The sequence below is a fragment of the Coralloluteibacterium thermophilum genome, from assembly GCF_042654365.1.
GTDB lineage: Bacteria > Pseudomonadota > Gammaproteobacteria > Xanthomonadales > Xanthomonadaceae > Coralloluteibacterium > Coralloluteibacterium thermophilum.
The window spans coordinates 16,092-34,956 of sequence record NZ_JBHSGG010000001.1; the positions used below are offsets into that span (position 1 = coordinate 16,092).

Consider the following 18,865-nt stretch of genomic DNA (forward strand, 5'->3'; position numbering starts at 1 on the left):
GGTCTTGCCTGGCGCGGGTCGGGGATTGTAGCCGGCAGCGGCCGCATGAGCCGCATCCTGCGAGGACGGTACATGACCCGGCATCGCGGCAGGGATGCAGGCGGGCCCCGACGCGCGGGGCGATGGTGCCCGCGCTGCCAGAGGGCCGGTGTTTTCCGACCGGCAGGAACGCGAAGGCCCCGCCGGAGCGGGGCCTTCGTCGCGGACCCGGCGGTGCGCGGGTCAGTCGATGTCGAGGAAGGAGCGCAGCGTCTCCGAGCGGCTCGGGTGGCGCAGCTTGCGCAGGGCCTTGGCCTCGATCTGGCGGATGCGCTCGCGGGTGACGTCGAACTGCTTGCCGACCTCCTCGAGGGTGTGGTCGGTGTTCATGTCGATGCCGAAGCGCATGCGCAGCACCTTGGCCTCCCTCGGGGTCAGGCCGGCGAGGACATCGCGCACCGTCTCGGTCAGGCCGGTGTTGGTGGCCGAGTCGATCGGCGAGTCGATGTTGGTGTCCTCGATGAAGTCGCCCAGGTGGGAGTCCTCGTCGTCGCCGATCGGGGTCTCCATGGAGATCGGCTCCTTGGCGATCTTGAGCACCTTGCGGATCTTGTCCTCGGGCATCTCCATCTTCTTCGCCAGCTCTTCCGGCGTGGCCTCGCGGCCCATCTCCTGCAGCATCTGGCGGGAAATGCGGTTGAGCTTGTTGATGGTCTCGATCATGTGCACCGGGATGCGGATGGTGCGCGCCTGGTCGGCGATCGAGCGGGTGATGGCCTGGCGGATCCACCACGTGGCGTAGGTCGAGAACTTGAAGCCGCGGCGGTGCTCGAACTTGTCCACCGCCTTCATCAGGCCGATGTTGCCTTCCTGGATGAGGTCGAGGAACTGCAGGCCGCGGTTGGTGTACTTCTTGGCGATGGAGATCACCAGGCGCAGGTTGGCCTCGACCATCTCCTTCTTGGCCTTGCGCGCCTTGGCCTCGCCGTAGGCCATCTGGCGGTTGATCTCCTTGATGTCGTGCAGGGTCAGGCGCTGGGCCTGCTCGATGGCGATCAGGCGCTCCTGCTGCGCGACGATGGCGTCGCGGTGCTCGCGCATGCCGGACGACCACTTCTGCTTGCGGCGGATGACCTCGTCGGCCCACTCGAGGTTGGTCTCGTTGCCCGGCCAGGCGCGCAGGAAGTCCTTGCGCGGCATCTTGGCCTGGCGGGTGGCGATGTCGAGGACGCGGCGCTCGTTGTCCTTGATGTCGCCGATGACCTCGCGCATCCGCTTGACCAGGTTGTCCAGCAGGCCGAGCGGCAGCTTGAGGCGCATGACCTCGGAGGCCATCTCCTCGCGCAGGGCGACGGCCTTCTTGTCGTTCGGGCCGCCCTTGGCGTAGGCCTTGACGTACTTGGCGTGCAGGTTGCGGATGACCTCCATCCGCGCGGCGACCTCGGCCGGGTCCGGACCGCTGGGGCCGGCCTCCTCCTCGTCGCCGCCGGTGGCGTCGTCGTCCTCGTCGGCGTCCTCGGCGTCGGCGTCCTCGGCCGGGGGCGCGGCGGCGGCGGCCGCGGCCAGGGCGTCGGCCTCGGCCTCGAGATCGGCGAAGCCGACCACGACCTCGTTCAGGCGCTTCTTGCCCTCGGTGTGGAGCTGGTACTCCTCGAGGTAGAGCTCCACCGCCCACGGGAAGCTCGCCAGCGACTGCTGGACCTGCGCGAGACCTTCCTCGATGCGCTTGGCGATGGCGATCTCGCCCTCGCGGGTGAGCAGCTCGACCGTGCCCATCTCGCGCATGTACATGCGCACCGGGTCGGTGGTGCGGCCGGCCTCGGTGTCCAGCGCGGACAGCGCCGCGGCGGCCTCCTCGGCGGCGGTGTCGTCGAGATCGCGGTTGCTGCTGCCGGAATCGGCCATCAGCAGCTGCTCGGCATCCGGCGCGACCTCGTGCACCTCGATGCCCATGCCGTTGATCATGCCGATGATGTCTTCGATCTGCTCCGGATCGACGATGTCGTCGGGCAGGTGGTCGTTGACCTCGGCATAGGTCAGGTAGCCCTGCTCCAGTCCCTTGCTGATCAGTTGCTTGATCTCGGACTGCTGCTGCTGGTGCTTTTCGATGGCCATAGGCTTCAAACGGAGGGAGGGCGCGCGGAAACGTTTCAGTATAGCAGCCGGGGCCGGCCGCCTCCAACGGAGGCCGTCTGCGCCGGGCTGCGGGGATGGGTCCGGGGCGCCTTCACGCGCGGAGCTGGAAGGTGACCGGGCCGTCGTTCACGAGTTTCACCACCATATGGGCCCCGAAGCGGCCGGTTTCCACCTCCGGGTGGAGACCCCGGCAGATGCCGACCAGCCTGTTGAACTCCCGTTCACCCTCCTCGGGCGCGGCGGCGGTGGTGAAGCTCGGCCGCATGCCGCTGCGGGTGTCCGCCGCGAGCGTGAACTGGCTCACCAGCAGCAGGCCGCCGCCGGCCTGCCGGAGCGAGCGGTTCATGCGGCCCTCGTCGTCGGAGAACACGCGGTAGCCCAGCAGGCGGTCGGCCATGCGCTGCGCCTGCGCGGGACCGTCGCCGGGCTCCACCGCGACCAGGGCCAGCAGGCCGGGGCCGATGGCGCCGACGGTCTCGGCCTCCACTTGGACGCTGGCGCGGAGCACGCGCTGGATCAGGGCGATCATGCGGATTCGGGCCTCGTCGTGCGGGTTCCGGATGCTGCATAAGGGGGCCGCCACGGGTCAACGCCGGTCGCGGATGGCCCGCGGGCAGGCCATCCGGGACCGGACGGGCGGTGTCGGCCCACCGTCCGGATCGGCGGGCATCGCGTCTCGACGGGACCACAGGCTCTAGACTGGACGGATGCAGGATTCCGCTCCCGGGGCCCCGAAGGCCGCTTCGCTCTACTACGCGCTCGCCTGGCTGGCGGGCCGCCTGCCGCGCCCGCTCGCGGCGCTCGCCGCCGGCGCCGGCGCCTGGCTGATTCACCGCCGCAACGGGCGCTCGGCCTGCGTGGCGCGCTGCAACGTCGAACTGGTCGCGCCCGGCGCCGGGCCCGCGGAGCGCGAGCGCTTGGTGCGGGGCATCCTGCGCGGCACCCTGCTCAACACCCTGGACACCCTGCGCTTCTGGACCCACGCACCACACGCCAACCTGCGCCGCCACGTGCGCGCGGTGCACGGCGAGGCGCTGTACGCGGCGGCGCTGGCCGACAGCCGCGGCCTCATCGTCGCGGCGCCGCACTACGGCAACTGGGAGCTGCTGAACCAGTACCTCGCAGACCGCGCGCCCATCTCCATCGTCTACGCCGCACCGGAATCCGCCACCGGCGACGCCTTCCTGCGCCGGGTGCGCGGCGGCCAGCCGACGGTGAGCCAGGTCCGCGCCGAGCCGGCCGCGGTGCGCGCGCTGTGGCGGACGCTGGCGGCCGGCGGCCAGGCCGGCATCCTGCCGGACCAGCAGCCCAAGCGCGGCGAGGGCGCCTTCGCCCCGTTCTTCGGGCGCCAGGCACTGACCATGACCCTGCTCACCAAGCTCGCCGCGCGGACCGGGGCGACGGTGCTGTTCGGCTATGCCGAACGCAATGCCGACGGCAGCTACGACATCCACTTCGAAGCGGCCGACCCCGCGCTCGCCGGCGACGACGACGACGCGGCGCTGGCGGCACTCAACGCCGGCGTGGAGCGCATCGCGCGGCGCGACATCCGCCAGTACCAGTGGACCTACAAGCGCTTCAGCATCGTTCCCGCCGACGATCCCGCCGGCAATCCATACTGGCCGCAGTGCTATCCCAACCGCCGCAAGCGATGACCGGACCCGAACCCGACGCAACGCCGCCCGCCCCGATCGACTGGCGTCCCCTGCCGCGCGCGGCCGCCTGGGTGTTCGCCCTCAGCGGCGCGCTCTCGCTGCTCGGGCCCGCCGTCGGCCTCGGCATCGCGGCGAGCGTGCTGTTCCTGCGCCGGCACGGGCCGGAGACGCTGATCGTCGGCGTCGGTGCCCTGCTGTTCGCCGCGCTGCTGGCCGGCGCCCTGCTCGGCTGGCGCCGCTGGCGCTCGACGCGCTGGATGCTCGACGGCGCGGCGCTGCGCATCCGCCGTGGCATCTGGTGGCAGGCGGAGTCGCTGGTGCCGCGCTCGCGCGTCCAGCACCTCGACCTGGAGCGCGGCCCGCTCGAACGCCAGGCCGGGCTGGCGACGCTGATCGTCTACACCGCGGGCACGCGCATGGCCGCCGTCCGGCTGCCGGGTCTGTCCGCCGACGACGCGGGGTGGCTGCGCGACAACCTCGTCCACGACAGCAGCGATGACGACGACGCCCTCTGAGCGGGACCCCGCGGCCGCGCCGGCCGCCGCGGGACCGGAGCGGCGCCTGCATCCGCTGTCCTTCCTGTTCGTGCTCGCCGCGCAGCTGCGGCAGATGCTGATCCCGCTCGCGGTGCTGATCTTCGTCGGCAGCCGCGGACGCGAGGACGGCTGGGAACTCACCGGCGCGGCGGCCGTCGCCGCGGTGCTGGTCGCCATCGCCCTGGTCCGCTATGCGACCTTCCGCTTCGCCATCGGCAACGACGGCCTGGTCATCCGCAGCGGGCTGCTGCAACGGACGGCGCGGCACATCCCGTTCGCGCGCATCCACGACGTCAACCTGCACCAGACCCTGCTGCACCGGCTGCTCGGCGTCGCCGACGTGCGCCTGGAGTCCGCGGGCAGCAGCAGGCCGGAGGCCGAGATGCGCGTGCTGGCGCTGGCCGACGCACAGGCGCTCGAGGATCTGGTCCGCCAGCGCGGACGCGACGCCGGGCGCACCGGGACCGAGGACGCGGACGCGCCCGCCGCGGCGCCCTCCGCGCCGGGGCGCACCCTGCTGGCGCTGGACGGCGGCGAGCTGCTGCGTCTCGGGCTGATCTCCAACCGCGGCATGGTGGTCGTGGCGGCCGCCTTCGGCCTGCTCGCGCAGAGCGGCTCGCGGCTGTTCTTCGACGCGCTGGAGGACTGGTCGCAGCGGGTCTTCGGCTACGCCCAGGCGCTGCACCTCGGCACCGCGGCCCTGGTCGCGGCCGGGCTCAGCCTGCTGGTCCTCGCCCTGCTTGCCCTGCGCGCGCTCTCGGTGGTGCTGGCCACGCTCACCTACCACGGCTTCCGGCTCGCCGAGCGCGACGAGCGCCTGCAGGTCGAGCGCGGCCTGTTCACGCGCATGCGCGCGAGCGCGCCGCGGCACCGCATCCAGGCGTTCTCGATCGAGGAATCGCTGCTGCAGCGATGGTTCGGACGCCGCGCGCTGCGCGTGGACACGGCCGTCGCGGGCGCGGACAGCGACCAGCGCGGCCTGCGCGAACTGGCGCCGATCGCCACGCCGGAGCAGGTCGATGGGCTGATCCGCCACCTGCTGCCGGGCACCGCCTGGCCCGCACTGGACTGGCACGGCCTGCACCCGAGGGCCTGGCGCCGCCTGCTGGTGGTGCCGGCGACCCTGGTGCTCGTCGCGACGCTCGCCGGCCTGTGGCGCTTCGGACTGCCCGCGCTGTGGACGCTCGCCCTGCTTCCGCTGGTGGTCGTGCGTGCCCGGCTGTGGGCACGGCATGCGCAGTACGCCGCCGGGGAGCGCCTGGTGGCGGTCCGCGAGGGCTGGCTGCGCCGGCGCTGGAGGCTGGCCGAGATCGCCAAGCTGCAGGGCATCCGCCTCACCCAGTCGCCCTTCGACCGTCGCCACGGCATGGCCACGCTGTGGCTGGACACCGCCGGCGCCGGCCTCGCCGACCTGCCGCTGCGCATCCGCTTCCTGCCCGAGGACACCGCCCGCGCCCTGCACGAACGCCTCGGCGCGGAGATCGCGCGGCGGCGGCTGCGGTGGTGAGTCAGCCCTGCGCGGGGCGCGCGAGGACGGCCGCGATGGCCTCGGCGCGTCCGTCGAGACTGGGGATGCCGAGTCCGGAGAACAGCGCACGCGCACGCGCGGCATAGCCGGCGCGGCTGAGTCCGAGGTCGTGGACCCTGAGGTCCGGCCGCAGCCAGTGCGCCGCCATTAACGCCGTGGAGCCCTCGCCGAGCAGGGCCGCACCGCGCGGCAGCAGCGGCAGCAGGAGCTCCATCGGCAGCAGCGCCGGCAGCGCGCGGACCTCGCCCGCCGCCATCAGCCCGCCGGGATCCGGCGCGTGCTCGCGCGGGTGGTACTTGATGCCCACGACGTGGCCGCACGCCGCGGCATCGGCCACCAGCGCCCGCAGCGCAGCCGTGCTGTCCGGGGCGGCACGCAGCTGGTTCGAATGCGGCAGGACCAGGACACAGGCGCAGCCGCGCAGGGTCTCGCGCGCCAGCCCGAACTGCTCGGCGGCGCGCAGGCACAGGCGCAGGAAGGCGCGATTGGAGAACAGCGCCGGCGGCAGCGGCCGGCGCACGCGTCGCGGATCGCGGTCGCGGGCGCGCTCGGGGTGGACCAGCCAGCTCTCGGCGATCCACGGCGCGGTGCCCGCCTGGTCCGCGCGATGCCACCAGCGACCGTAGGTGAGCCGCTTCACCGCCCAGTCGATGCGCCGGATCACCGGCCGCTGGCGCACGTCGCCCAGATAGGTGTAGAGCCCGTCGTCGAGGTAGCGCCCGGCGCGCGTCCCGGTGCGGGTGGAGGCCAGGTGCAGGGCGAGCTGGGTCTCCACCTTGCGGTCGTTGCCCACCCAGACCGCGTCCGGCAGGAACTCGGCGTCGAGCGCCCGGATCGCGGCGAGGGTCTCGTCGCGCAGCGCGCGCTTGACCCGCACGCGATGCACGGCGTGACGGAGGCCGCGCCCGCCGTCGCGCGCGCCGCGCACATGCTCGGTGTGCCGGCCGGGCAGGGTCAGGATCCGCTCGAAGGGGTTGTCGCGCCAGCCCTCGACCAGCCGCACCAGGTCGCCCGCGAGGTCGAAGTCCTCCAGCAGCACGAGCCGCGCCCGGCCGCCGCGCGCGTGCGCCATGGCCGCCGCCTCCAGCACGATCAGCGGCGTGGAGGCGAAGTACAGGTCGCGCGTCGCGCTCACGGGGGGTCCCGGCGCAGGCCGTAGTCGGTCCAGGTGCGGCGCTCGCGCCGGGTCTCCGCCCGGATGCGCTCGTTCGCCGCGCGCATCTCCGGCTTCACATAGCCGCGGGCGTGATCGAGGTGGATGCACACGGCGGAGAAGCGCACCTGCTTGCCGCGCACGCCGGCGTTGGCGAGCCGCTCGCCCAGTTCGAGGTCCTCGCCGCCGTAGGTCATGCGCTCGTCGAAGCCGTTGACGCGCAGCAGGTCCGCCTTCCAGCCGGACGCGTTGTTGCCCGCCCAGCGCGGCGGCGTCGGCGTCAGCGCGTTGAGCAGGCGCTCGCGCCAGCCGGGTCGCGCCCACAGCTTGAGCGAGCGCTTCTTGCGCGGCAGGCCCTGGGCGATCAGCCAGTCGAGCTCCGTGTGCAGCCCCTGCGCGATGACCGCGCGGTCGATCTTCAGGCTGACGTCCATCGGCAGCTTGCAGTAGCCGCCGCCGAGATAGCGCCCCGGTTCGCGCAGGCGCAGGTGCTGCGAGACGAAGTCGGCGCGCGGCACGCAGTCGCCGTCGGTGAAGATCAGGTAGTCCGCGCGCGCCGCCTCGATGCCGCGGTTGAGGATGGTGCACTTCCGGAAGCCCCGGTCCTCGTGCCAGACGTGGACCAGCGGGAACGGCAGCTCCCCGCGCATGCGCTCGAGCAGCGCGCGGGTCTCCTCGCCGGAGCCGTCGTCGGCCACCACGACCTCGAAATCGTGGCGGTCCTGCGCCGCGAAGCCCCACAGGCTGCGGGCGAGCCAGGCGGGATTGTTGTAGGTGCTGAGGACGATGCTGGCGGCGGGCTGTGACATGCGGGGATTGTAAGGCGGCGGCCCGGACAGCCTCGCACCCACGCGACGAAGGCGGCGTTATCCTGCGCGGCATGAACACGACGCCCGGCACCGACCCCATCCGCATCTTCTGCGGCGCCGACCGCAGCCAGCAGTTGCCCTTCCAGGTGCTGGCGCATTCGATCCGGCGCCACACGGCGCATCCGGTCGAGATCCAGATCATCGACAACCGCCTCGCGCCCCCGGTGGAGGATCCGCGCTACGCACCGTATACCGAGTTCAGCTTCGGCCGCTTCGCCATCCCCGCGATGTGCGGGTATGCGGGGCGCGCGGTGTACATGGACTCGGACATGCTGGTCTTCCGCGACATCGCGGAGCTGTGGAACACCCCCATGGGCGAGGCCCGCATCGCCATCGAGATCGGCTCGCGCGACCAGGCCGACTGGGGCAAGCACGCGGCGGTGATGCTGATGGACTGCGCGCGCCTGCCGTGGAAGGTCGACGCCATCGTCGCCGGCCTGGGGCGCGACTACGACTACAACCAGCTGATGGCGATCGACCCGCTGCTCGCGCCGGGGGACATGCAGGAGCTGATCCCGACCGGCTGGAACGATCTCGACCACTTCGAGCCGGGGCGCACGCGCAACCTGCACTACACCGAAATCCGCACCCAGCCGTGGGTCGAGCCCGGCCACCCCCACGGCGACCTGTGGACCGCGGAGATCCGGCACATGCTGGAGCACGGCGCACTGACCACCGAGGCCATCGAGACGGAGGTGCGCGAGGGCTACGTGCGCCCGTCGCTGCTGGTCGAGCTGGGGCTGCGCGACGGCGGGACCGACACCGGCGCCGCCGCGCTCAAGCGCTACGATCAGGACCAGGGCTACGTGCCGCACAAGCGCCTGCTCGACCGATTCCGTGCGCGGCGCCGCGCCATCCGCAAGTTCGAGGCCGACCAGGCATGGGCGCGCAACAAGCTCGTGGGCGCCTTCAAGAAGCTGGCCTACCAGGTGAAGTACGGGCGCGATTGAGCCGCCGGGCGTGACGCGCTCGCCGCGCCTGCCCGATTCCGCCCGCCGAGCCCCGAGCCTGAGCCCCGGACCCAAGCCCGTCTCCCGCTACTCCCGCCCGCCCTTCTCCAGCAGGGCATAGAAGAACCCGTCCATGCCGTCCACGCCCGGCAGGCGCTGCCGGCCGCGGCCGTCGATGCGGCCGAAGCGGTCGTCGAGAGGCAGGGCGCGGGCATCCGGCGTGCGGCCGAGGAAGGCCTCGACCTGCCGGGCGTTCTCGCGGCGCAGGATGGAGCAGGTCGAGTAGAGCAGGCGACCGCCCGGCCGCAGCGTCGGCCAGAGCGCGTCGAGCAGCCGTGCCTGCGCACCGGCCAGGGCCTCGATGTCGCCCTGGCGCCGATGCGCCAGGATGTCGGGCTGGCGCCGGACCACGCCGGTCCCGGAGCACGGCGCGTCGAGCAGGACGACATCGAAGGGAACGCCGTCCCACCACGTCGCGGGCTCGGCGGCGTCCGCCGCGCGCAGGTCGGCGCGACCGGCGAGGCCGAGCCGCTCCAGCGTCTCACCGATGCGCAGCAGGCGCTGGGGGTCGACGTCGAGCGCGGTGAGCGCGATGTCCGCACGCTCCAGCAGGTGGGCCGCCTTGCCGCCCGGGGCCGCGCAGGCGTCGAGCACGCGCTCTCCCGCACGCGGCGCGAGGGCGTCGGCGACGAGCTGCGCCGCGCCGTCCTGCAGCGAGACCGCGCCCGCCTCCCAGCCCGGCAGGCGCTGCGGCGCGATCGACCCCGCCAGCACCACGGCCTCGGCCGGCGCCTCCGGCAGCGCATGTTCGATGCCGGCCTCGGCCAGCCGTCCGACGTAGGCCGTGCGCGACTGCACGCGCGTGTTCACCCGCAGCCACGCCGGCGCGGGCTGCAGGTTCGCATCGAGGATGGCGCGCCAGTCCTCGGGCCAGTCGGCGCGCAGGGCCGCGACCAGCCAGTCCGGATGGCTGCTGGCGACCGCGGGGTCGTCGTTGTGCGGCAACGGTTCGCGCGTCGCGCGCCGCAGCAGGGCGTTCACCAGCCCGACGTGCCGGGGCCTGTCGAGGGCGCGCGCCGCCTCGGCGGTGGCGCCGATGGCCCCGTGCGCCGCCAGTTGCAGGGCGTCGAGCTGGGTCAGCCCGACCAGCAGCAGGGCGTGCACCTCGGCATCGCTGCGCGCGAGCGGACGCGCCATCCAGCGCGACAGCGCGAAGTCGTAGCGGCGCCGGCGACGCAGCGCCTCGAAGCAGAGGGCCTCGACGAAGGCGCGGTCGCGGGGGTCCGGCAGCGTCCCGAGGCGTGCGGCGAGTTCGGCCTTCAGCGAGCGGCCGTCCAGTACCGCCGCGAGGATGCGCGCGGCCAGGGCGCGCGCGGCCACGCCCGGCTTCATGCGCGCAGCAGGTCCGGGCGGGCGTTGAGGTAGTCGGCGGCGGCCATCGGGCGCCCGCCCTCGCGCTGCAGGCGCGTGATGCGCAGCACGCCCGCGCCGGTGGCGACGTCGAGCCCGTCGCGCCCGGCGCGCACCAGGGTGCCCGGCTCGGCGTCGCCTGCCTCGTCGAGCGCGACCGCGGCATGGATCCGCAGCCGCTCGCCGCCGAGCTGGACCTCGGCCACCGGCCAGGGATGGAAGGCGCGCACCGCGCGTGCGAGCTGCACGGCCGGCTGGGTCCAGTCCAGGCGCGCCTCCGCCTTCTCGAGCTTGTGCGCATAGGTGACGCCCGCCTCGGGCTGCGGGCGCGGCGCCGGGCGCATGCCGGCGCGCAGCAGGGTCAGCCCGTCGCCGAGCACCTCCGCGCCGAGCCGCGAGAGCCGGTCGTGCAGGCTGCCGGCGGTCTCGTCCGGCGCGATGGGGGTGCGCTTCTCCAGCAGCACCGGACCGGTGTCGAGCCCCGCCTCCATCTGCATCAGCGCGACGCCGGTCTCGGCGTCGCCCGCCTGGATGGCGCGCTGGATCGGCGCCGCACCGCGCCAGCGCGGCAGCAGCGAGGCGTGCACGTTGAGGCAGCCGAAGCGCGGGATGGCGAGCACGGCCTTCGGCAGGATCAGCCCGTAGGCCACCACCACCATCACGTCGGGCGCCAGCGCGCGCAGCGCGTCCTGCTCCTCGGCGGACTTCAGGCTCGCGGGCTGGCGCACCGGGAGGCCGTGCCTGAGCGCGAGCTGCTTCACGGGGGAGGCGGTCGGCTGGCGCCCGCGCCCGGCCGGGCGGTCCGGCTGGGTATAGACCGCGACCACCTCGCCGCCGCGCGTCCAGCAGGCCTCCAGGGCAGGAACGGCGAACTCGGGCGTGCCGGCGAAGACGATGCGGAGGGCGGCCATGCAGGGGACCTTTCGGAGACGGCGACGCCCGGACCAGGGGCCCGGGCGGATCGTGGGCGGGACGCGGCGCGCGGGTCGGCGCCGCAGGAAATCAGGCGGCGCCGCGCCGCAGCTTGGCGAGCTTGCGCTTGGCCATCTCGCGCTTGAGCGGCGAGAGGTGATCCATGAACAGCTTGCCGTCGAGGTGGTCGATCTCGTGCTGGATGCAGACCGCGAGCAGGCCGTCGGCGTCCATCTCGAAGGGCTCGCCGTTGCGGTCGAGCGCCTTCACCCGGATGCTCGCGGCGCGCTTGACCTCGGCGAACACGCCCGGGATCGACAGGCAGCCTTCCTCGCACACCTGGCTGCCCTCGCGCGCGAGGATCTCCGGATTGACGAACACGAGCGGGCGCTGCTTGTCCTCGGAGACGTCCAGCACGAGCAGGCGCTTGTGCACGTCCACCTGGGTCGCGGCGAGGCCGATGCCGGGCGCGGCGTACATGGTTTCGAACATGTCGTCGATCAGAACGCGCATGGCGTCATCGACATGTTCGACCGGTTGCGCCACAGTACGCAGGCGCGGATCGGGGAATTCCAGAATGGTCAGCTTGGCCATGACGGTAGAAGTGGTTGCGCGCAGGGGCATTACAAGTGGTGATGCGTCACAGTCTAACGCCGGGCGCGTGTACGAGCGCTGCGGGGTTGATCTATAGTGCCGCACGCCTGTCCGGGGAAATCAGGTAGATAGCCGCCATGCTGAAACGGCTTTACGCGGTCTGCGCAGCAGCCGCCGTTACGCTCGCCACCTTCGCCGTCGCCCAGGAGGTCCGCCAGGGCCATCCGGACGTCTATGTCGTCCAGCGGGGCGACACGCTCTGGGGCATCGCCGCGCGCTTCCTGCAGCGGCCCTGGCTGTGGCCGGAGATCTGGCAGGCCAATCCGCAGATCGAGAACCCGCATCTGATCTATCCGGGCGACCGCATCAGCCTGGCCTACCTCAACGGGCGCCCGCAGGCGCGCGTGGAGCCGGGCCCGCGCACCGAGCCCATGATCGACGCGGTCCCGCTGTCGGAGATCGAGCCCTTCCTGCGCCGGCTGCGCGTGGTCGACTCCATCGACGGCCTGCCGCACGTGGTCGGGCTCGAGGAGGACCGCCTGCGCAGCGCCGCCGGCCAGGTCGCCTACGTGCGCGGCATCCCGGAGTCGCAGCCGGGCCAGATGTACACCATCGTGCGCCCGACGCAGCACTACACCCGGGCCGAGCGCAAGGCGGGCGGCTCCTTCATGACCCGCCGGGTCGACCGCGACTTTCGCGGCGACGTCTTCGCCACCGACTGGCAGGCCGTCTGGCACGACATCAACTACGGCAAGAACCGCGAGTTCCTCGGCATCGAGCTGATGGACCTGACCCAGGCGCAGGTCACGCGCGGCGAGGGCAGCGGCATCGAGGTCTCGACCCTGGTGCTGCTCGACGAGGGCCGCGAGGTGCGCATCGGCGACCGCCTGATGCCGCTGGAGCCGCAGCCCTTCGACCTGCAGTTCTTCCCGCATCCGCCGGCCGCGGACGCGCCGTACGGCAAGTTCCAGGTGCTCGCGGTGGCCGACGGACTGATGGCCGCGGGCCCGAACCAGGTCGTCGCGATCTCGGCCGGCGCCGCCGACGGCATCGACAACGGCACGGTCTTCTCGATCTGGCGCGTGGGCGCGATGCAGGCCGACACGGTCTCGCACCGCAACCCGCTGGCCTCGGACAACGACCGCGTGCGCCTGCCAGACGAGTTCGCCGGCCACGTCATGGTCTTCCGCACCTTCGACAAGGTGAGCTACGGCCTGGTCATGAACGGCATCAAGCAGGTGCAGGTCGGCTACGTGCTCAAGCACCCCGACGCGACGCACTGACCCGCCCAGGGCGCCTCCGGCGCCCGCGACCGGCGCCCCGCGCCCGTGGGCCGAAGCTGAGCCCTGTGCCCGGTCTCGGGGCTCGGGGCTCGGGATTTTTGAGCTTGGGTCTGGGACCTGGGGCCCGGCAGGCTCCTGACTCGACGCGGCGCCTCCGGGCGCCGCGTCCGTTTCCGGCGATCCCGTCGCGATGCGCTAGGATCCCGTCACTCCCACGGACGGGACTTCCACATGGACGAGGCTCACGATGCCTGGCTGCGCCTGCTGCGCGCCCGACCCAATCCCGATGCGCTGGTGCGACTCGTCGAGACGCACGGCGACGCGCGTGCCGCACTGGCCGCCGGCCCCATCGCCTGGCGCGCCGCGGGGCTGAGTCCGCGGGCGGTGCAGGCGCTCCGCCATCCCGACCCCGCCGCGCTCGACGCCGACCGCGCATGGCTGGAGGCGCCCGGCCATCACCTCATCACCTGGGACGCGGCGGACTACCCGGCGCTCCTGCGCCGCGCGCCGGCCGCGCCGGCGGCCCTCTTCGTCGACGGCGACCCGGATGCGCTGTGGCGGCCCCAGGTGGCCCTGGTGGGCAGCCGCGCGGCGACGCGGAGCGGCCGCGACATCGCCCGCGACTTCGCAGCGACCCTCGCGCGCTCCGGGCTCGCGGTGACCAGCGGCCTGGCGGCCGGCATCGACACCGCCGCCCACCGCGGGGCGCTGGATGCCGGCGGCGACACCCTCGCGGTGCTCGGCACCGGCCCCGACCGCTGCTTCCCCGCCAGCAACGCCGCCCTGCAGGCGGAGATCGCCGGCCACGGCTGCGTGGTGAGCGAACAGGTTCCGGGAACGCGGCCGCACCGGGCGCACTTCCCGGCCCGCAACCGCATCATCGCGGGCCTGGCGCTGGGGGTGGTGGTCGTCGAGGCGGCCGAGCGCAGCGGCGCCCTGATCACGGCGCGGCTGGCGGCCGAGACGGGGCGGGAGGTGTTCGCGGTGCCCGGGTCGATCCACAACCCGATGGCGCGGGGCTGCCATCGCCTGATCCGGCAGGGCGCGGCCCTGGTCGAGAGCGCGGAGGAGGTGATCGAAGGCATCGCCGCCACCGCGCGCGAACTCGGCGTCGCGCTCCGCGCGCGGCTGGACGCGCCCCCGCCCGCCCCTGAATCCCGGCCGGACGGGGCCGACCCGGCGCGGGACAGCCTGCTTGCGGCGCTGGAATTCGACCCCATACCGCTGGACATCCTGGCGGCGCGTGCAGGATTGACGGTTCAGGATGCCTCCGCCATCCTGCTCGCCATGGAGATGGAGGGACAGGTGGCCTGCGAACATGGCCGTTACCTCCGCCGCTCCCCGGGATCCGCCTTCCGGACCTAACGACCGGCGCGCCACTCCCCCGTCCCTCCGCGCCGCAGCGCGGCGCAGGCTGAGGTTGATGAAAGAGACCATCCTCGACGTACTGCTCTACCTCTTCGAACACTACTTCGCCGAGGACCCCGACGCGGTCCGCGATCGCGACTCGCTCCAGACCGGCCTCCTCGAGGTCGGCTTCTCGCCCGCGGAGATCAGCAAGGCCTTCGACTGGCTCGACGAGCTCGCCCGCCAGCGCCCGGCCGCCGCCCATCCGGCGCGCCGCGACGCGCCGGTGCGGGTCTACGCCGAGCCCGAGGCCGCGCGCCTGGACGTGGAGTGCCGCGGCTTCCTCATGTTCCTGGAGACCAGCGGGGTGCTCGACGCCGACCAGCGCGAGCTGGTCCTCGACCGGGTCATGGCGCTCGACCAGGACGAGGTCGACGTGGACGACCTCAAGTGGGTGGTCCTGATGGTGCTGTTCAACCAGCCGGGCTCGGAAGCGGCCTACGCCTGGATGGAGAGCCAGATGTTCGAGGACGAGCCCGAGCCCGTGCACTGAGCCGGGCGCGCCGCGAGGCGCGGCGACATCGTCTCCACCCTCCACGCTTGACAGTCCGCCGCAGCGTGGTGGCCTAATGGAAAAAGGATACGCCCGCGTTTCACGCGGGCTTTGCTTTCTTTTGCGCGTGCGGCAGCTGCCGGGACGCAGAGCTTGATGCCATGGCCAAGAACCTCCTCATCGTCGAATCGCCAGCGAAGGCGAAGACGATCAACAAGTACCTGGGCAACGACTTCCAGGTGCTGGCGTCGTACGGCCACGTGCGCGACCTGATCCCGAAGGAGGGCGCGGTCGACCCGGAGCGCGGCTTCGCCATGCGCTACGACCTGATCGACCGCAACGAGCGCCACGTCGAGGCCATCGCCAAGGCCGCCAAGTCCGCGTCCGCCCTCTATCTCGCCACCGACCCGGATCGCGAGGGGGAGGCGATCAGCTGGCACGTGGCCGAGATCCTGAAGGAGCGCGGCCTCCTCGACGGCAAGCAGCTCTTCCGCGTGGTCTTCAGCGAGATCACGCCGCGCGCCATCAAGGACGCGGTGGCCAACCCGCGGCAGATCTCCGGCGACCTCGTCAACGCGCAGCAGGCGCGGCGCGCGCTCGACTACCTGGTGGGCTTCAACCTGTCCCCGGTGCTGTGGCGCAAGGTGCAGCGCGGGCTGTCGGCCGGCCGCGTGCAGTCGCCGGCGCTGCGCATGATCGTGGAGCGCGAGGAGGAGATCGAGGCCTTCGTCCCGCGCGAGTACTGGTCGGTGGACGCGGACTGCCAGCACCCGGCGCAGCCGTTCGCGGCGCGTCTGATCCGGCTCGACGGCCAGAAGTTCGAGCAGTTCACCATCACCGACGGCGACACCGCCGAGGCCGCGCGCAGGCGCCTGGTGACCGCGGCCAACGGCGTGCTGGCGGTCACCGACGTCGATTCCAAGCAGCGCAAGCGGCGCCCCGCGCCGCCCTTCATCACCTCGACCCTGCAACAGGAGGCCGCACGCAAACTGGGCTTCACCACCTCGCGCACCATGCGCGTGGCGCAGAAGCTCTACGAGGGCGTGGAGATCGGCGAGGAAGGCACGGTCGGCCTCATCACCTACATGCGTACCGACTCGGTGAGCCTCTCGCAGGAGGCCGTGACCGAGCTGCGCGACGTGATCGCGCGCGACTTCGGCACCCAGGCGGTGCCGGACAAGCCCAACGTCTACCAGACCAAGTCCAAGAACGCCCAGGAAGCCCACGAGGCGATCCGCCCGACCTCCGCGCTGCGCACCCCCGCCTCGATCGCCCGCTACGTCGATGCCGACGGGCTCAAGCTCTACGAGCTCATCTGGAAGCGCACGGTCGCCTCGCAGATGGTGCCGGCCACCCTCAACACGGTCTCGGTCGAGCTGGCCTGCGGCGCCGAGCACGCCTTCCGCGCCAGCGGCACCACCGTGGTCGATCCCGGCTTCCTCGCCGTGTACGAGGAAGGCAAGGACCAGAAGACTGCCGAGGACGACGAGCAGGGCCGCAAGCTGCCGGCGATGAAGCCCGGCGACCGCATCCCGCTCGGCGCCATCCACATCGCCCAGCACTTCACCGAGCCGCCGCCGCGCTACTCGGAAGCCTCCCTGGTGAAGGCGCTCGAGGAGTACGGCATCGGCCGTCCCTCGACCTACGCCAGCATCATCCAGGTGCTGCAGAACCGCGAGTACGTCTACCTCGACAACCGGCGCTTCAAGCCCTCCGACGTCGGCCGCGCGGTCGCGAAGTTCCTGTCCGGCCACTTCAGCCAGTACGTGGACTACGACTTCACCGCCAACCTCGAGGACCAGCTCGACGCGGTCAGCCGCGGCGAGGAGGACTGGGTGCCGCTGCTCGAGCGCTTCTGGAAGCCGTTCAAGTCGACGGTGGACGAGAAGATCGAGACGGTCGACAAGTCCGAGGCCACCGGCGCGCGCGAGCTGGGCACCGACCCCAAGACCGGCAAGCCGGTCAGCGTGCGCCTGGGCCGCTTCGGGCCCTACGTGCAGATCGGCACCAAGGACGACGAGGAGAAGCCGACCTTCGCCTCGCTGCGCCCCGGCCAGAGCATGCACACGCTCACTCTCGAGGAGGCGCTCGACCTGTTCCTGCTCCCGCGCACGCTGGGCGAGGACGGGGGCGAGCCGGTGACCGTCGGCATCGGCCGCTTCGGTCCCTTCGCCAAGCGCGGCAGCACCTACGCCTCGCTGAAGAAGGAGGACGACCCCTACACCATCGACCTCGCCCGCGCCCTGTTCCTCATCCACGAGAAGGAGGAGATCGCGCGCAACCGCATCATCAAGTCCTTCGAGGGCACGACGGTGCAGGTGCTCAACGGGCGCTTCGGTCCCTACATCTCCGACGGCGAGAAGAACGGCAAGATCCCCAAGGAGCGCGAGCCCGCCTCGCTGACCCTCGAGGAATGCCAGAAGATCCTCGAGGAGACCGGGAAGCCGGTGCGCAGGTTCGGGCGCAAGGCGGCGACGAAGAAGGTCGCGGCCAAGAAGGCCGCCACCAAGACCGCGAAGAAGGCGGCGACGAAGAAGGCCGCCACGAAGAAGACCGCGGCCAGGAAGGCCGCGACCAAGGCCACGAAGAAGACGGCCGCCGCGCCCATCGCGCGCGAGGACGTGCCGTTCTGAGGCCGGCGCGGGCCGCGATACGCCGATGAGTGGAACGCTCGGGATCGACGCCGCCGCACGCCGCCTGCGCGAGGGCGCCGTGCTGGCCTATCCGACCGAGGCCGTGTGGGGCCTGGGCTGCGATCCCATGGACGCGGCCGCCGTGGAACGCCTGCTCGCCGCCAAGCGGCGACCTGCGGCCCAGGGCGTGATCCTGGTCGCCGCGACGCTGGACCAGGTGGCCGCCCTGGTCGACCTGGACGCCCTCCCCGCGGAACGTCGCGCCGCCGTGCTCGCCGCCTGGCCCGGCCCGCAGACCTGGCTGCTGCCGGCCCGGGACGCGGTGCCGGCGTGGATCCGCGGCGCCCACCCGAACGTCGCCATCCGCATCAGCGCGCATCCGGTCGTCCGCGCCCTCTGCCTGGCCGCCGGCATGCCGCTGGTGTCCACCAGCGCCAACCGCAGCGGCCGGCCGCCGGCCTTCGCCCGCGAGGAGCTCGACGCCGGCCTGCTGGCCGAGATCGACGGCCTCGTCGAGGGCGAGACCGGCGGCCTTCCCGCCCCGACCCCCATCCGCGACGCGCTCACCGGCACGGTGCTGCGGGCCTAGGCACGGGCCCGCACGGCCCCCGACGCCCACGCCGTTCGTCGGCCGGCCGAGGCCGGCGACCCCGGCTCACGAGACCTCGACCCGGTGCCGCCGGAGAATGCCACCATGCCCCCGCGCACCGTCCTCGCCCTCCTGCTGCTGGTCGCGGCGACCGCACCGGCGGAAGAGGTGCGCGTCTACCGCTGCACGGCGGCCGACGGCAGCCTGAGCGTGCAGAACACGCCCTGCCCGGAGGGCCAGCGCGAGGAGGTGCGGGCCTATGCGCGCCCGCAGGATCCGCCGCTGCCGCCCCCGGCGGTGCTGGCCGAGGCGCCTGCGCCCGTCGCCGCGGCGACCGTCCCGCCCGCGCCCGCAGTCCCGGCGACGACCGTCGCGCCGACGCTGTTCGAGTGCGTCCGCCACGACGGCAGCACCTACCTCGACGAGACCGGCGCGGGCGAGCGCCGCTGGGTGCCGCTGTGGGCGCTCGGCGTCTCGCCGCGCCGCCCGGACGTGCCCGCGCGTGCGGGCGAGTCGCCGGTCGTGGCCGGCTCGGAGCACGCGCCCGGCACCTGGGTCGAGGACGTCTGTCGCCCGCTCGGGACCGCCGAGAGCTGCGCGCGCCGGCGCGAGGAGCTGGAGGCCGTGCGCGGCCGTGTCTTCCGCGCCCAGCCGTCGGAGCGGGCGCGCCTCCAGGCGCGCGAGGCGGAGATCGTCGCGGCGATGCAGGCCTGTCCGTCGCGCTGAGCGCGGCGGCGC

At 72.9% G+C, this 18,865-nt stretch carries 17 protein-coding genes; 10 read left to right on the top strand and 7 right to left on the bottom strand.

Annotated elements, in window-relative coordinates; genetic code table 11:
• Nucleotides 1-222: 222 nt before the first annotated feature.
• A complete protein-coding gene (gene rpoD / locus ACFO3Q_RS00110; RefSeq protein WP_377002464.1) occupies nucleotides 223-2,094 on the bottom strand; it encodes an RNA polymerase sigma factor RpoD in 1,872 nt (623 codons plus the stop codon).
• Between the two features lie 112 nt (nucleotides 2,095-2,206).
• Nucleotides 2,207-2,644, bottom strand: coding sequence for a D-aminoacyl-tRNA deacylase (dtd, locus tag ACFO3Q_RS00115; protein WP_377002465.1), 438 nt, complete (start codon nucleotides 2,642-2,644; stop codon nucleotides 2,207-2,209).
• A gap of 178 nt (nucleotides 2,645-2,822) precedes the next feature.
• Between dtd and ACFO3Q_RS00120 the strand changes: the two genes are divergently transcribed.
• Genes ACFO3Q_RS00120 through ACFO3Q_RS00130 form a run of 3 tightly spaced genes read left to right on the top strand, consistent with a single transcriptional unit; the run spans nucleotide 2,823 to nucleotide 5,813 of the window.
• The gene (locus ACFO3Q_RS00120; protein WP_377002466.1) at nucleotides 2,823-3,770 is read left to right on the top strand and encodes an LpxL/LpxP family acyltransferase; all 948 of its coding nucleotides are present in this window, start codon (nucleotides 2,823-2,825) and stop codon (nucleotides 3,768-3,770) included.
• Nucleotides 3,767-4,285, top strand: a complete 519-nt coding sequence (locus ACFO3Q_RS00125; protein WP_377002467.1) for a PH domain-containing protein — start codon at nucleotides 3,767-3,769, stop codon at nucleotides 4,283-4,285. Before ACFO3Q_RS00120 ends, ACFO3Q_RS00125 begins: the two co-directional genes overlap by 4 nt.
• Entirely contained in the window at nucleotides 4,266-5,813 is a 1,548-nt protein-coding gene (locus ACFO3Q_RS00130; RefSeq protein WP_377002468.1) for a PH domain-containing protein, read from the top strand. The genes ACFO3Q_RS00125 and ACFO3Q_RS00130 overlap by 20 nt, the downstream gene beginning before the upstream one ends.
• Before the next feature lies 1 nt (nucleotide 5,814).
• On the opposite strand, the gene ACFO3Q_RS00135 is transcribed toward ACFO3Q_RS00130, so the two are convergent.
• Both ACFO3Q_RS00135 and ACFO3Q_RS00140 read right to left on the bottom strand, forming a co-directional pair.
• Nucleotides 5,815-6,969 carry a hypothetical protein gene (locus ACFO3Q_RS00135; protein ID WP_377002469.1) on the bottom strand — a complete coding sequence of 385 codons (1,155 nt, stop codon included), beginning with the start codon at nucleotides 6,967-6,969 and terminating at the stop codon, nucleotides 5,815-5,817.
• Entirely contained in the window at nucleotides 6,966-7,796 is an 831-nt protein-coding gene (locus ACFO3Q_RS00140; protein WP_377002470.1) for a glycosyltransferase family 2 protein, read from the bottom strand. Before ACFO3Q_RS00140 ends, ACFO3Q_RS00135 begins: the two co-directional genes overlap by 4 nt.
• Nucleotides 7,797-7,867: 71 nt before the next feature.
• Here ACFO3Q_RS00140 and ACFO3Q_RS00145 point away from each other — a divergent pair, with 71 nt between their 5' ends.
• A complete protein-coding gene (locus tag ACFO3Q_RS00145; protein ID WP_377002471.1) occupies nucleotides 7,868-8,806 on the top strand; it encodes a glycosyltransferase in 939 nt (312 codons plus the stop codon).
• Nucleotides 8,807-8,893: 87 nt separating this feature from the next.
• Here ACFO3Q_RS00145 and rsmB read toward each other — a convergent pair whose 3' ends face one another.
• The 3 genes from rsmB to def all read right to left on the bottom strand — a co-directional run bounded on the left by rsmB (nucleotide 8,894) and on the right by def (nucleotide 11,722).
• Entirely contained in the window at nucleotides 8,894-10,198 is a 1,305-nt protein-coding gene (gene rsmB, locus ACFO3Q_RS00150) for a 16S rRNA (cytosine(967)-C(5))-methyltransferase RsmB (RefSeq protein ID WP_377002472.1), read from the bottom strand.
• The gene (gene fmt, locus ACFO3Q_RS00155) at nucleotides 10,195-11,127 is read right to left on the bottom strand and encodes a methionyl-tRNA formyltransferase (protein ID WP_377002474.1); all 933 of its coding nucleotides are present in this window, start codon (nucleotides 11,125-11,127) and stop codon (nucleotides 10,195-10,197) included. The genes rsmB and fmt overlap by 4 nt, the downstream gene beginning before the upstream one ends.
• A gap of 91 nt (nucleotides 11,128-11,218) precedes the next feature.
• The gene (gene def, locus ACFO3Q_RS00160) at nucleotides 11,219-11,722 is read right to left on the bottom strand and encodes a peptide deformylase (RefSeq protein WP_377002475.1); all 504 of its coding nucleotides are present in this window, start codon (nucleotides 11,720-11,722) and stop codon (nucleotides 11,219-11,221) included.
• A 137-nt stretch (nucleotides 11,723-11,859) separates the two neighbouring features.
• Here def and ACFO3Q_RS00165 point away from each other — a divergent pair, with 137 nt between their 5' ends.
• The 6 genes from ACFO3Q_RS00165 to ACFO3Q_RS00190 all read left to right on the top strand — a co-directional run bounded on the left by ACFO3Q_RS00165 (nucleotide 11,860) and on the right by ACFO3Q_RS00190 (nucleotide 18,853).
• On the top strand, nucleotides 11,860-13,005 hold the full coding sequence (locus ACFO3Q_RS00165) for a LysM peptidoglycan-binding domain-containing protein (protein WP_377002476.1): 1,146 nt from the start codon (nucleotides 11,860-11,862) through the stop codon (nucleotides 13,003-13,005).
• A gap of 231 nt (nucleotides 13,006-13,236) precedes the next feature.
• The gene (gene dprA, locus ACFO3Q_RS00170; RefSeq protein ID WP_377002478.1) at nucleotides 13,237-14,370 is read left to right on the top strand and encodes a DNA-processing protein DprA; all 1,134 of its coding nucleotides are present in this window, start codon (nucleotides 13,237-13,239) and stop codon (nucleotides 14,368-14,370) included.
• A gap of 58 nt (nucleotides 14,371-14,428) precedes the next feature.
• Nucleotides 14,429-14,905 carry a DUF494 family protein gene (locus ACFO3Q_RS00175; protein ID WP_377002479.1) on the top strand — a complete coding sequence of 159 codons (477 nt, stop codon included), beginning with the start codon at nucleotides 14,429-14,431 and terminating at the stop codon, nucleotides 14,903-14,905.
• Nucleotides 14,906-15,066: 161 nt separating this feature from the next.
• On the top strand, nucleotides 15,067-17,538 hold the full coding sequence (locus ACFO3Q_RS00180; RefSeq protein WP_377002480.1) for a DNA topoisomerase I: 2,472 nt from the start codon (nucleotides 15,067-15,069) through the stop codon (nucleotides 17,536-17,538).
• A gap of 25 nt (nucleotides 17,539-17,563) precedes the next feature.
• Complete coding sequence (tsaC, locus tag ACFO3Q_RS00185; RefSeq protein WP_377002481.1) at nucleotides 17,564-18,127, top strand: L-threonylcarbamoyladenylate synthase type 1 TsaC; 564 nt, start codon at nucleotides 17,564-17,566, stop codon at nucleotides 18,125-18,127.
• Between the two features lie 105 nt (nucleotides 18,128-18,232).
• Complete coding sequence (locus tag ACFO3Q_RS00190) at nucleotides 18,233-18,853, top strand: hypothetical protein (protein WP_377002482.1); 621 nt, start codon at nucleotides 18,233-18,235, stop codon at nucleotides 18,851-18,853.
• Nucleotides 18,854-18,865: the final 12 nt, after the last annotated feature.

What these genes read in the sequence shown, in the direction of transcription:
- rpoD (WP_377002464.1), bottom strand. Translation starts at nt 2,094, where the DNA reads ATGGCCATCGAAAAGCACCAGCAGCAGCAGTCCGAGATCAAGCAACTG.
- dtd (WP_377002465.1), bottom strand. Translation starts at nt 2,644, where the DNA reads ATGATCGCCCTGATCCAGCGCGTGCTCCGCGCCAGCGTCCAAGTGGAG.
- ACFO3Q_RS00120 (WP_377002466.1), top strand. Translation starts at nt 2,823, where the DNA reads ATGCAGGATTCCGCTCCCGGGGCCCCGAAGGCCGCTTCGCTCTACTAC.
- ACFO3Q_RS00125 (WP_377002467.1), top strand. Translation starts at nt 3,767, where the DNA reads ATGACCGGACCCGAACCCGACGCAACGCCGCCCGCCCCGATCGACTGG.
- ACFO3Q_RS00130 (WP_377002468.1), top strand. Translation starts at nt 4,266, where the DNA reads ATGACGACGACGCCCTCTGAGCGGGACCCCGCGGCCGCGCCGGCCGCC.
- ACFO3Q_RS00140 (WP_377002470.1), bottom strand. Translation starts at nt 7,796, where the DNA reads ATGTCACAGCCCGCCGCCAGCATCGTCCTCAGCACCTACAACAATCCC.
- ACFO3Q_RS00145 (WP_377002471.1), top strand. Translation starts at nt 7,868, where the DNA reads ATGAACACGACGCCCGGCACCGACCCCATCCGCATCTTCTGCGGCGCC.
- rsmB (WP_377002472.1), bottom strand. Translation starts at nt 10,198, where the DNA reads ATGAAGCCGGGCGTGGCCGCGCGCGCCCTGGCCGCGCGCATCCTCGCG.
- fmt (WP_377002474.1), bottom strand. Translation starts at nt 11,127, where the DNA reads ATGGCCGCCCTCCGCATCGTCTTCGCCGGCACGCCCGAGTTCGCCGTT.
- def (WP_377002475.1), bottom strand. Translation starts at nt 11,722, where the DNA reads ATGGCCAAGCTGACCATTCTGGAATTCCCCGATCCGCGCCTGCGTACT.
- ACFO3Q_RS00165 (WP_377002476.1), top strand. Translation starts at nt 11,860, where the DNA reads ATGCTGAAACGGCTTTACGCGGTCTGCGCAGCAGCCGCCGTTACGCTC.
- dprA (WP_377002478.1), top strand. Translation starts at nt 13,237, where the DNA reads ATGGACGAGGCTCACGATGCCTGGCTGCGCCTGCTGCGCGCCCGACCC.
- ACFO3Q_RS00175 (WP_377002479.1), top strand. Translation starts at nt 14,429, where the DNA reads ATGAAAGAGACCATCCTCGACGTACTGCTCTACCTCTTCGAACACTAC.
- ACFO3Q_RS00180 (WP_377002480.1), top strand. Translation starts at nt 15,067, where the DNA reads ATGGCCAAGAACCTCCTCATCGTCGAATCGCCAGCGAAGGCGAAGACG.
- tsaC (WP_377002481.1), top strand. Translation starts at nt 17,564, where the DNA reads ATGAGTGGAACGCTCGGGATCGACGCCGCCGCACGCCGCCTGCGCGAG.
- ACFO3Q_RS00190 (WP_377002482.1), top strand. Translation starts at nt 18,233, where the DNA reads ATGCCCCCGCGCACCGTCCTCGCCCTCCTGCTGCTGGTCGCGGCGACC.